The organism is Spiroplasma culicicola AES-1, from assembly GCF_000565175.1.
Lineage (GTDB): Bacteria > Bacillota_I > Bacilli_A > Mycoplasmatales > Mycoplasmataceae > Spiroplasma_A > Spiroplasma_A culicicola.
Window position 1 is genome coordinate 610,274 of record NZ_CP006681.1, and the last position, 12,447, is coordinate 622,720.

Annotated in this window: 12 protein-coding genes and 2 riboswitches; all 12 genes read left to right on the forward strand. The window is 26.4% G+C overall.

Going from position 1 to position 12,447, the window contains the following annotated elements; translation table 4 throughout:
* The first annotated feature begins 18 nt into the window (after nt 1-18).
* Nucleotides 19-306 (forward strand): hypothetical protein, encoded by a 288-nt coding sequence (locus SCULI_RS02825; RefSeq protein ID WP_025363127.1) that lies wholly within the window; start codon nt 19-21, stop codon nt 304-306.
* 29 nt (nt 307-335) lie between these two features.
* A complete protein-coding gene (locus tag SCULI_RS05515) occupies nt 336-779 on the forward strand; it encodes a MarR family winged helix-turn-helix transcriptional regulator (protein WP_025363128.1) in 444 nt (147 codons plus the stop codon).
* Nucleotides 780-932: 153 nt separating this feature from the next.
* Nucleotides 933-1,256 (forward strand): hypothetical protein, encoded by a 324-nt coding sequence (locus tag SCULI_RS02835; RefSeq protein ID WP_025363129.1) that lies wholly within the window; start codon nt 933-935, stop codon nt 1,254-1,256.
* Between the two features lie 82 nt (nt 1,257-1,338).
* Nucleotides 1,339-2,226: a riboflavin kinase gene (locus tag SCULI_RS02840; protein WP_025363130.1), complete on the forward strand. Its 888-nt coding sequence runs from the start codon at nt 1,339-1,341 to the stop codon at nt 2,224-2,226.
* A 15-nt stretch (nt 2,227-2,241) separates the two neighbouring features.
* Nucleotides 2,242-3,147 carry a deoxyribonuclease IV gene (locus SCULI_RS02845; protein ID WP_025363131.1) on the forward strand — a complete coding sequence of 302 codons (906 nt, stop codon included), beginning with the start codon at nt 2,242-2,244 and terminating at the stop codon, nt 3,145-3,147.
* A gap of 75 nt (nt 3,148-3,222) precedes the next feature.
* Nucleotides 3,223-3,286: riboswitch (nucleoside riboswitch) on the forward strand.
* A gap of 86 nt (nt 3,287-3,372) precedes the next feature.
* Nucleotides 3,373-4,164, forward strand: coding sequence for a lipoprotein (locus SCULI_RS02850; protein WP_025363132.1), 792 nt, complete (start codon nt 3,373-3,375; stop codon nt 4,162-4,164).
* A gap of 122 nt (nt 4,165-4,286) precedes the next feature.
* Nucleotides 4,287-4,350, forward strand: a riboswitch (nucleoside riboswitch).
* Between the two features lie 101 nt (nt 4,351-4,451).
* Nucleotides 4,452-6,230 (forward strand): extracellular solute-binding protein, encoded by a 1,779-nt coding sequence (locus SCULI_RS02855; protein ID WP_025363133.1) that lies wholly within the window; start codon nt 4,452-4,454, stop codon nt 6,228-6,230.
* Nucleotides 6,230-7,165: a DHH family phosphoesterase gene (locus tag SCULI_RS02860; RefSeq protein WP_038648071.1), complete on the forward strand. Its 936-nt coding sequence runs from the start codon at nt 6,230-6,232 to the stop codon at nt 7,163-7,165. The genes SCULI_RS02855 and SCULI_RS02860 overlap by 1 nt, the downstream gene beginning before the upstream one ends.
* 3 nt (nt 7,166-7,168) lie before the next feature.
* A complete protein-coding gene (locus tag SCULI_RS02865; RefSeq protein WP_025363135.1) occupies nt 7,169-9,049 on the forward strand; it encodes an ATP-binding cassette domain-containing protein in 1,881 nt (626 codons plus the stop codon).
* Nucleotides 9,049-10,035: a carbohydrate ABC transporter permease gene (locus SCULI_RS02870; protein WP_025363136.1), complete on the forward strand. Its 987-nt coding sequence runs from the start codon at nt 9,049-9,051 to the stop codon at nt 10,033-10,035. Before SCULI_RS02865 ends, SCULI_RS02870 begins: the two co-directional genes overlap by 1 nt.
* 7 nt (nt 10,036-10,042) lie before the next feature.
* A complete protein-coding gene (locus tag SCULI_RS02875) occupies nt 10,043-11,395 on the forward strand; it encodes a carbohydrate ABC transporter permease (RefSeq protein ID WP_025363137.1) in 1,353 nt (450 codons plus the stop codon).
* A gap of 1 nt (nt 11,396) precedes the next feature.
* The gene (locus SCULI_RS02880; protein ID WP_025363138.1) at nt 11,397-12,443 is read left to right on the forward strand and encodes an MBL fold metallo-hydrolase; all 1,047 of its coding nucleotides are present in this window, start codon (nt 11,397-11,399) and stop codon (nt 12,441-12,443) included.
* The last annotated feature ends 4 nt before the right edge of the window (nt 12,444-12,447 follow it).

Below are 12,447 nucleotides of genomic sequence, written 5' to 3' on the forward strand. Positions count from 1 at the left end.
AGAAAGAAGTGTATAAAAATGTTTGAAAAATATAATACAATGAATCAAGAACAATTAAAAGATTCATTAAAAGAGTTAGAAATAAAATATAGTCATTTAAAAAAACGTGAAAAAAGTATTGAAAAACAATTAAGAAAAAATCTTTATTGATGATTTATTTTACCTTTATTTGGTTTTTTTATTTTTAATTCAATTGTCATCAAAAGAAAGGAAAATACTCCTTTGGGAGATGAACTTTTTAGTGTAAAATCTAATATGGGTTTTATAGAGCTTGAACTTAAGTTCATAAAATCAAAGATTATCTAGCATTAGGAAGGAAAACCTAATAGAAGTGTATGGAGAGATATATAAAAAATTTTAATATACCTTCTTCTTTTATGTTCTTTGCAATAGGCAGAATTACTTTAGAACATGCAAGAAAGAAAACAAATTTTCTCCATCTAAATGAAGAAGCTTTAATTATGCTAATGTTTGCAAATCGCATTCCAGGGATTAATCAAAGTGCATTAAATACATATTTTCACACTGATAAATCAACTGTTGCAAGAACTTTACAAAAATTAGAAAATAAAAAGTTAATTTATCGAAAAAGAGATGAAGAAAATTTACGAAGTTATAAAATTTATTTAACTCCAGAAGGTAATGAACAATTAAAAATAATAGAAGATGTTATTTTAGAATTTGAAAATAAGGTAGCTAGTTATACTAAAAATTATGATCAAAGCAAAAATGATATAGCAAGCATTTTTGTAACAGCATTATTTTCATGAGAAAAATAATTTTATAATAGATAAATCCTATAAAATAGGATTTTTTTATTTAGAAAAATATTGTATAATCCTTTATTTAAGGGGTTATATAATAGAGGTTGACCATTTTATAGGTCAAAAATATGATATAATTTATTTATATTTATTTAAGGGGAAAATTAGATGAGTGATAAAAAAGTCTTTGAAATGGATGAAAATCTAAAATTAAGAACTGATTTAATTTATTTTCATCAAACAATTCGTGAATGTATTCACAAAGAAATTGCTTTAGATAGTCGTGATGAACATTACAAATGTACCAATATGGGATGTTGAATGCAATTTTGATTTAGAACAGAAGAGGAATATCACGTTTTTGATCATCGTGTTATTAAAGAATTTGACTTTGTTAAGTCAGAAAAAGAATACAAAAAGAAAATTAAAAGTCTAAAGTTGAAAGCTAAAAAAGAAAAAGAAATGTTAGAAAAATCAAAAAACTTATATTAAATAATAATTTAAAAAATACTCTAATTAGAGTATTTTTTTTCTTTTTTAAAAGTTATACAATAACAAGTAAGGAGAAAAAAATATGACAAGCATTTTTACATATAATAATCTATCAATGATCATGTTACATCTTCAAGAAAGCGTTGCTTTAATTTGTGACTTTGAAAATTGATGTGAATTTGAAAATCAACAAATTGAAAAACTTAAATTAATTGCAAAAGAAAATAATTTAAGTACTACTTTACTTGTACCAATTGCTGGAGATACTAATCCAGGTTTGTGAAATCAAAATAATATTGGTACAAAAGCAAAGGAATTTAAAATTGATCAAGTAATCTTTTATGTAATTCATCCAATGATGAAATTATTAGATGAACAATCTTTATATCAAAATTTACATGGATTTTTAAATCTTAAGAAAATTCTTAAACCAAAGCATTATACTTCAAGAATTGCTCAAGCTTTTAACTCACAATTCTTTGAAAAAATGTGAAAAGAAGACTTTATTTTAGGTGATAATTTTCTTGAGAAAAAAACAGATCCAATCTTAATTGGAATGCTTTATGCAAATCAATTTGAACAATTTTATAAAGCTACTGGGTTAAAATATCAATTTTCTGCAAGAGTGGTTGAAGGAAAAAAACTAGGACGTCAATTGGGATATCCCACAATTAATCTATTAACTCCAGATTTAATTCCAGTAAATAAAGGTGTTTATGCTTGTGATGTTTATATTGAGCATCTAGATCAACATTTTCTAGGTGCTGGGTGTTATTGAAAAAACGAATTGGATCAAGATGTATTTGAAATATTTTTACTAGATTTTGATAAAGAAATTTATGGTTGAAAGGTTGATGTAACAATTATTGAAAAAATTCGTGACTCAATTCCAGTTACATCAATTCAACATTTAAAAGAACTTTTAGCGGGTGACGTTTTGAAAGTAAAAGATGTTAAATCTTGATTTTAGAAAGAAGAAATTATAATGAAACAAAATTTTTATTTAGGTAGTCATGTTGGTATGAATGCTAAAGGTCAATATTTATTAGGAAGTGCCCAAGAAGCTATTAATAACGGGGCCAATACTTTAATGTTTTTTACAGGGGCACCTCAAAATACAATTAGAACTGCAACTGAAAAACTAAATATTGAAGCTTTTCAACAATTATTGGTTGAAAATGAAATTGATATTACCAAAGTAATTTGTCATGGACCATACACTATTAACTTAGCAAATACTATTAAACCTGATACTTTTGAATTAGGTGTTAGATTATTAAAAGAAGAATTAATCCGTCTTGAAGCTATTGGAGTACACACTGTAGTTTTACATCCAGGAGCAGCCGTTGGAGCAGAAAGAAGTAAAGCTTTAGAAAGTGTTGCAAATGGGTTAAACCAAGTTTATAGTCAATTGCCAAACACTCCAGTAAAAGTTGCTCTTGAAACAATGAGCGGCAAGGGGACTGAAGTTTGTATTACTTTTGAAGAAATTAAATATGTTTTAGACCGTGTTGAAAGAACAGACATGGTTGGAGTTTGTTTTGATACTTGTCATATGCATGATGCAGGATATGATGTAAAAAATAATTTTGATAAAGTAGTTGAAGAATTTGACCAAATTGTAGGGCTAGATAAATTACTTGCAATTCATTTGAATGATTCTAAAAATCCTATCAATGCTCATAAAGATCGTCATCAAAATATTGGCTATGGTCACATTGGTTTTACAGCACTTGCAAGTGTTGTTCACAATCCTTTATTTAAAGAAATTCCAATTGTTTTAGAAACACCTTGAATTGATGATAAAACTAGTCCTTATAAAGCAGAAATTGAAATGTTAAAAGCAAATCAATTTAAAAATAACTTTGGTTATGAAATCATTGAAAAATAATTTTAAATAAAATCAAAAAAACGATTGCGTTTTTTTTTTTTTTTTCTAAAATCAACATTAGAAAATATGCAAATAACTTGTATAAATCAACATAATGGGTTGATGTCTCTACCATAGCACCGATGCTATGACTATAGGTTATATTCACAAAAATTAATAATTTTAAATACATCGTTATTTGTTATTTTCACTTTATTAAAGAGAGAAAGGTAATGGTGTTTTTTTATGAAAAAAATATTAGCAATGTTAAGTGCTTTGTCACTAACTGCAACTCCTATAACAGCTGTTGTTGCATGTGGAGATAATGATCCTACAACATCAAGAACAAGCTATGATGTTGTTGATGATATTAAAGATATGATAGTTGAAAAAATTAGTTTAGATACAGAAAAGATATATGAGATTCAAACTGAAGTGTATAATCCACTAAAGGATTTATTAGAAGACAAAGATATACTTGCAATTGATGGGTTACAAGATGTAAATACAAGTATTAATGGTTTAACCCCAGAAAATGAATATAGTATTGTTATTAAAAGTTTTACAACTTCATCTGGTGGAGATGATTTTGCAACAAATGCAAATTATAATTTATGATCAATTGCTATTCAATATTGATACGCACAAAAAGATGAAAATGGTAATTTAAGTTTTAATAGTCGTTACTTTAGTAATTATGATTTAGCTTTTAAAGCTGCAAAACAGCAATTAACTGTTACTTATAATGGTCAAATAATTGAACAAAATGGTGCAATTGAATTTGATGGAAATTCATTTGATATTAAATTAACAAAAGGAAAAAATAGAGAAAATATGGACTCTAATGTGAAAGTTGAGGGAATTGAAAATTACTTTACTGTAACTCAAAAACCAGAAGGAGGAAATTATCCTACTGGAAATACATTAACTTTTACTCCAAAAGAAATAAGTGAATTGACAGAAGACACTAAAGTTGTCATTAATGCACCTTCATTTATTCCATTTACATTTACTATTAAAACTAACTCAATAAAATAATAATGAATTATTAAAAAATCTCCCATAAATACTGGGAGATTTTTTAATTTAAAACTTTTCTCGAAAAACAATTGCGTTTTTTTTTTTTTTTTCTAAAATATACATTAGAAAATAAGCAAATAACTTGTATAAGTCAACATAAAGGGTTGATGTCTCTACCATAGCACCGATGCTATGACTATAGGTTATAAATCTTTTTTATCGTATAAAAATTTCAAAATAATATAGTCAGACTAAAACATTGTTATTTGTTATATTTTCGCAAAAGTAATAAGTGGAGGAAATTTATGAAAAAATTACTTACTTTACTGGCTGCGAGTGCTAGTATAGTTTCTGCGAGTGCAACAGTTGTTGCTTGTGGAAATAAAGCTCCAACTAACGTTGTATTTATGTTTGATGCTTCAGTTGGAACAAGTTCAGCAATTACAAAACAATATCAAATTTTAGTAGATAAATATAATGAACAAAACCCAGATAATCCTGTAGAAGTTGAAATTGAATTTGCAGCTGCAGGTGCAATTCAAAATGCAATTTTATCAGGAGAAGTATTACCTGATCTTTATGTAACTTATCCAGATAATGTTACAAGATACTTAACAACTGCAGAAGAAGAAGTTGTTAAAATGGACGATTACTTTGATACAGAAACATTTGAGCCAATGATTGACTCTTTCATGGATGAAGGAAAAATTGGAGATGGACAATATGTTTTACCAATGGCAAAATCATTTGATGTAACAAATGTTAACTTAAGAATGTTAAAAGAACTTTGTGAAATTGTTTTAGGAACAGAATCAACTACTGGACAATTTTGACAAAAAGATGGATTTCATGAGGAATACACAATTGAATCATCTAATTTATTTATTGATACAACTGTAGTAGAACCAGATGAAAATTTGAAAACCTTAATGACAAATATTGCTACAGTAAATAATGCTAATGATTTAAGAAAGATTCTATTAAAAGATTCAAATAATGTCTTACTTGCAAAATTAATTTATGAATTAAATGATAAAGTTGACAGAAATGTATTAAGAGATACAGATAAAGTTTATGGTATAGGATTAGATGATATGCCAAATAAAGTTTATAGTCAATATGCAGAAAGCATTGAAAAAAGTAGAATTATAACTTCAGCACAAAATAAGGAATTTTTCTATAACTATTATGATGATCAATTCTATATAAATGATGACACAGGTATGGAAGGTATTGACTCAGCTTTTAAAATGTTACAAGATTTAAAAGATATTAAAGAACCAGGTCAATCACTTTCAGGTAATATAGATGAATCAAAGCAAAATGAATTAATTTACACAATTGATCCATCAATGAGTGGAACTAAAAAATATTCAAGTGACTTCTTTGCAGCTGGAACAATGTTAATGGCTTCTGGTTCAACTGCGGGATCATTCTATTATCAAAGCAAAACTGGTGTTAAAGATGAAGTTTTTGTTAAAATGAATGATATCTTAACTATTGGAACTCCAACAAAAGATGGAGAACAATACATAATGCAACAAGGTCCTGGAATTGCAGCATTTAAATCTACAAATGATGAAAAAACAGAAGTTGCAAAAGACTTTGTAAGTTTCATGATGGAAGCACAAAATATGGCAGAATTTGCAATTTATACAGGTTATATGCCTTCAAATGCAAAAACATATTCAGACACAGATTACATGGAATGATTAAAAGGTACTAAAAATCCTGGTTCTTCTTCAAGAGATAATGCCATTTTATTACAAGTTGCAGAATTAATTGAAGATAAAACAAATTCACACTTCGTTACAATTGAAGGTTCACCAATGGGAACTGGAGTTAGAGATAAAGTATTTAAAAACGTAGTTCAAAACCAAATGTTTAATGATGCAAAAGCAGTATTTGTAAATTCTGATAAAAAAGTTGGAAATAAAAATTCTACTGATACAACTTTCTGAAAAACTGCACAACCAGCAATTCACAATATTTACACTGACTTTATTGCTACTGGAAAAGAAAAATATCAATCTGATACTAAAAATAAAAGCGCAATTCTTAATGAAAGAAAAAAATCTTTATAATGCAATTATTAAAACAAATTGAAAATGAAATTAAAGATTTTGACACAATTATAATCCATAGACATGTTAATCCAGATGGTGATGCTTATGGAAGTCAATTGGGTTTAAAATGATTAATTGAACAAAACTTTAAAGATAAAAGATGTTATGCAGTAGGTGAATCAATTGAATGACTGAACTATGTTGGGTCATTTGATGTTATCGAAGATGATAACATCTTTCATAATTCTCTAGTAATTGTGACAGATTGTGCAAATGTAGAAAGAATATCAGATCAAAGATTTACATTAGCAAAAAAGGTTATTAAAATAGATCACCATCCCAATATTACAGAATATGGTGATTTAATGTGAGTTGATACAAGTTATACTTCAGCCAGTGAAATGGTTGGTTATTTAGCAATTCAATTAGGATGAGAAATTCCTCAAAAAGCTGCAAGAGCAATTTTTAATGGAATTGTAACTGATTCAGGCAGATTTATGTATCGTGGTGTTAGTCCAAGAACATTTGATGTAGCAAGTAAACTATTGTCAACTGGTTTTGACTTGGATGAACTATATAGAAATTTAAATACAAAGAAATTAAGTGATTTAGAATTTACAAATTATATCTTTAACAACTTTAAATTATCAAGTAATGGTTTAGCTTCAATTGTAGTACCAATTTCAGAAATGGATAAACATGGTTTATCTGCAGAAGTTATGAACAAATATGCAAATACACTTGCTGGTTTTGAAGAAATTAAAATGTGAATTACTTTTAGTGAAAGAACTGATGGTCAATATCGTGTAGAGTTTAGAAGTTCAAAAACAATTGTTAATGAATTAGCAGTTAAATACGGTGGGGGAGGTCATGCCCTTGCATCTGGTGCAATTGCACCAGATTTAGAAACAGTAAATAAAATTATAGAAGATGCCGATCAACTTTTAAAATAAGTTATGAGTATTAAATTAAGAAACGTAACAATTGATTATGGAAATTTTATTGCTGTTGACAATTTAAGTATTGATATTAAATCAGGCGAATTAGTTTCAATACTTGGACCTTCTGGTTGTGGAAAATCTACAACTTTAAATGCCATTGCTGGCTTAATTCAAATTACAAGTGGTCAAATCCTATTTGACGGAATTGATGTTACTCACAAAAGTACACAAAAAAGAAATATAGGTTTGGTTTTTCAAAACTATGCACTATATCCACATTTAAATGTTTTTCAAAACATTGCATTTCCTTTATATCAAAGCAATGATTTTAGAAGAAGTGTTAAAATTAAAAATAACGATTTAAAACTTAATCGTTTAATCTTTGATAATAGTTTAAATAATAAAAATATTTTTAATCAATTATCAAAACAAAATATTTCCTTTAATAATTACTTATCAGAAATTGAAGATCAATTATCTGATGTCGAAAATATATTTATAACAAAAGCAAACACTTATATCACTGATTTTATTAAACAAATTTATATAAGTGATAAATATGAAGTTTTTAAAAATAAACAGACTTCATATTTATTTGATAAAATGAAAGTTATCTTTTGAGAACAATACTTAGAAGTATTTAATCAAATAAAAACTTTATTAACACAAAAAAATGAAGTATTAGTTTCAAGTGAAATTAAACATAAAGAGAATATTATTTCAATTATGAAAAAAATACTTTCGAATTTAGAATATAAAATTATTTTAAAAATTAAAAATAACATTAAGTTATTTAGTGATTCTTTAAAACTACATATCTCTTCAATTCGTAAAGAAATAAAATTAGCACAAAAAAATGCTAAGAAAATGAATGAAGAATTTAGTTTTGAATTAGATGACGAACAATTTAATTCAAAAATGCAAGAGTTTGAAATTAACTCACAAAAAATTATGGATGAAATAAATAATGAAATTGAAAAAACAATTTCAAAAAATATTTCTATAAAAATTGATGATTTAATAAAACAATTTCAAAATATTTATTCTCAACCAATTAAAAGTGAACAAACTTTTAATGAAGAAGAAACATTTGAATTTAAAAAGGCTCATCAATTAACAAGTTTTAAAAAAGAATTAAGAGCAGCTGTTATGGAAGTTGCAACTAAAGTTGAAATTCAAGATCAACTTCATAAAAAACCTTCAGAATTATCTGGAGGACAACAACAACGTGTTGCAATTGCTCGTTCTGTTGTTAAGAAACCAAAAATATTATTACTTGATGAACCATTGAGTAACTTAGATGCAAAACTTAGAGTTTCAACTCGTGAATGAATTAAAAGATTCCAACAAGAAACAAAAATTACAACAGTTTTTGTAACTCACGATCAAGAAGAGGCTTTAAGTATCTCTGATAAAATTTTTGTTATGTCAAAAGGTTTATTACAACAAGGGGATGTACCAATAAATATTTATGAAAAACCAAACAACATTTTTGTTGCAAACTTTATTGGAACACCAACTATGAATTTCTTAAAGGCAACTACTTCAAGTGATGGATCAATTAGTTTTGGAAATACAATTCTGACTAAAAAGTCTTCTCATAAAAATAAGGAAATTGTTATAGGAATTCGTCCAGAGCATTTAAAAATTGCTCAAGATAATTTAAATAATAAATTTTTATCAAAAGACTTAATGTCTGGTAAGGTAGTTAACTTTGAACTACTTGGTAAATCAAATTTTGTTAAATTAGATTTTGATAATTCAGAACTTGGAATTATTTATGATTCACATATTAAAAAAGAAATAGATTATAATGAAGAAATTAAATTTAATATCTTAGAAAATAATTTATTTATTTTTGATACTGAATCACATACTTTATTGGAAGTTATTTAATGAGAATTCAAGAAAGTAAAAATTTTGAAATACGTAATGATATTTCAAAATCACAAGTTACAAAAAAGAAAAAAACAAAATCTATTAACATGGAGCGAACAAAATTTGATTTTCTATACCAAATGATTTGAATCACACCAGCGTTAGCATTTTTATTTATATTTTCATATTATTCAATCTTTATAGTCTTTAGAAATGGATTTAACTCTGCTTCAAGACCAATTTTAAATTTTGAATTTTCATTTATAAATTTTAAAAATGTTGCAAATGATGCTTCATTTCAAATTGCATTGAGAAATTCATTGCTGTATTCAGTTGTTGTTATTCCAATTTCATTAACATTTTCTATGACTACAGCAAAACTATTATCAAATGTATTAAATAAAAAATTATTTTCATTTTTACAATCATTATTCTTTTTACCATATGTAACATCTGCAATGGCAATTTCAATGTCTTTTGCTTTTATCTTCTCACCAGATAATTATGGTTTAATAAATCAAATTTTACTTGCTTTGGGATTTGATAAAGTTGATTGAACTTCAAAGAGTAATGGAATTATTTTGGTAATGATCTATGGAGTTTGAAGATCATTACCATTTGAAATAATTATGTTCACTGCAACTTTTTTAAGAATTGATAAAAGATATTATCATGCAGCTGCAGTTGATGGAGTTCCAAAATGAAAACAATTTTGAAAAATATCAATCCCAAGAGCAATGCCAATGATTGTTTATATGATAACAACTGGAATCATTAGTTCATTTAAAGTATTTCCATTAGGATTATTTGGTTCATATGAAGGTGCAGCACAAGCAAATGCACAAACAGTTGTGTTTTATATTTTTGATAAAGTAAATGCATCTTCAACTTCACCATCGTATGGAAAAGGTGGAGCCGCTTCAATTATCTTAATGACAATCATATTAGCAATAACTATAGTTAATAAATTTATTACAAATCATCTTTCAAAGAAATATAGGTAGTTAAATTATGAATAAAATTAAATCTAATAGTAATTTTGCAAAATTACATTCACAATATTTACAACAACAAGAAAGTTTGAAAGATGACAAACTTGCTTTAACAAATGTTAAAGCTGAATTTGAAAACAATGTAATAAAATTAAATGATAGTAATGATTTTTATACTTTTAAAGAAATTAATCATGCTCGAAAAATTAAAGTAAAAAATATTAAGTCACAAATTAAAGCTTCAAAAGATATTGAACAAAAATATCTTTTATCAAATCAGATATTTAATCTTAATGATCAAGCAATTAACTTTACTAATAAAATAATTTTTAACAGTTATATCTTATTTTTCATTTCAATTTATTTTTGATTCATCAAAAAAGGAAATAAAAAATATTTAAACTTTGTAAATTATAAATACAATCGAAAATTGAATAAACAAATTTTATTTACAAGCACAATGGCTGGTGAAAAATTTGTACAAAAATTCTTTAATAAATTATGACAAGGAACATTCTTATTTGTAATGGCAATTATTATTATTTTTCCATTCTACTGAATGTTAATCACTTCACTTAGAGGTTCTGATGAATTTGATCCAATGAATCCAATGTCATTCTTTCCAAAGACATGATCTTTTGAAGCTTATCGAAAATTATTTGAATATATAAATGATGATTCATCAAAATTTAAAATAACTTTGATTAGATTCTTTATAAACTCAATCATAATTAGTTTAATAACAACAATTTTACAATTAACAGTTTCTGTTATTGCTGGATTTGGTTTAGCAAACTGAAAAACTAAACCTCAAGGAATTATTTTAATAATTATGTTATCAACAGTTATGATTCCAGGAGAAGCATTATTAATTGGACAATACATTTTTATGGTGCAATTGGGTTGAAAAAATACCATTCTAGCTTTAGTCGTACCATTTATTTCAAATGTCTTTACCATCTATTTAATGTCAAGTGCTTTTTCACAAGTTGGGGGTAGTGTTAAACATGCTGCCAAAGTTGATGGTCTTTCAACTTGAAAATACTTTTGAAAAGTTGCTTTACCTTCAATTAAATCAACAATTGTTACATCATTTGTAATTTCATTAATTTCATCATGAAATGCAGTCTTGTGACCAACAATGGTTTTAAGTAATGGTTCAGATTGAGTAACATTGCCAATGCTCTTGTGAGATTTAATGAAAGCTAGTGGGGGAGAACCTGGTACTATCTTGGAAGATTTTGCACGTGATCCTCAAAACTTAAAAATGGCTGGAGCAATTTTATCCATCTTGCCAATGTTAATAATGTTCTTATTCTGTAATAAACTAATAATTCGTGGAATTTCACGAGATAAAGGAGATAAGGGATAGGATGAAAAAACTAATTTCTTTAATGCTTTCTTTTAGTATTACAAGTTCACTTGCAGCAAATGTTGTTGCATGTGGAACTAATTTTAATGTCAAAATTTCATCTGATGTGTCATATTACACTTTGTCTGTTGGTAATGGTTTATTTTCTTATTTACAAGTTGAAAATAAAGCAATTCTCTTTGATGCAGGTGTAGGTTTACAAGATGGAGCTTCTTGAACTGGTGAATTACAAAAGGGAAATCAATTTCAAAGTGATTTTATGAAATCAACTGGAGTTGAAGAAATTGAAGCAATTTTTATCACTCATAATCATTCAGATCATTATGGGAATTTAGATGCTATTACTAAAAATTTTAAAGTTAACAATATTGTTATGCCTTATAATTATTCTTCATTACAGAAACGCTTTGTGAATGACAAAGAGAAATCAAACATTGGAGATTCAAAAATATTTGTAGATCAAAATACAAATATAGTCGAAGAATATAAAAAATCATATCAATATTTAGGAATTAAATTTGAAAATTGAAGTTACACTGCAAAAGAATATATGAAAAGTACACTTTCTAATGAAAGTGATGAAAATAATCGCAGTTCAATTCTTTATGCAAGTATTAATGATCACGCATTACTAATTACAGGAGACGCTGAAGAAAACATTGGAAAAGAAGTTATGAAAAATAGAGATTTAAGAAAAGTTGAAACTTTACAAGTTCCTCATCATGGAAGTGGAAATATGTTAAGTGCTAACTTTGTTAAAAATCTAGATCCAACTTATTGTTATGTTTCTGGAACAAATGCCAAAAATTCAGAATGAAAAGATTATGCAAATAGTTTACAGTTTCCAACTTATAGTGGTTATACAAAGATCAGAACTTGTAATGAAATTTATCTAACAGGAACTTATCTTGATGATTCTGGCTATTCTGATGATTTTACAGACGAATTTGATCAATTTGAAGGTTCATTTGAATATCAAATCAAAACTGATGGTTCAACTGCATTAAATTACTATGAACAAACAATTATCAATCCAATATTTGAATAAAATT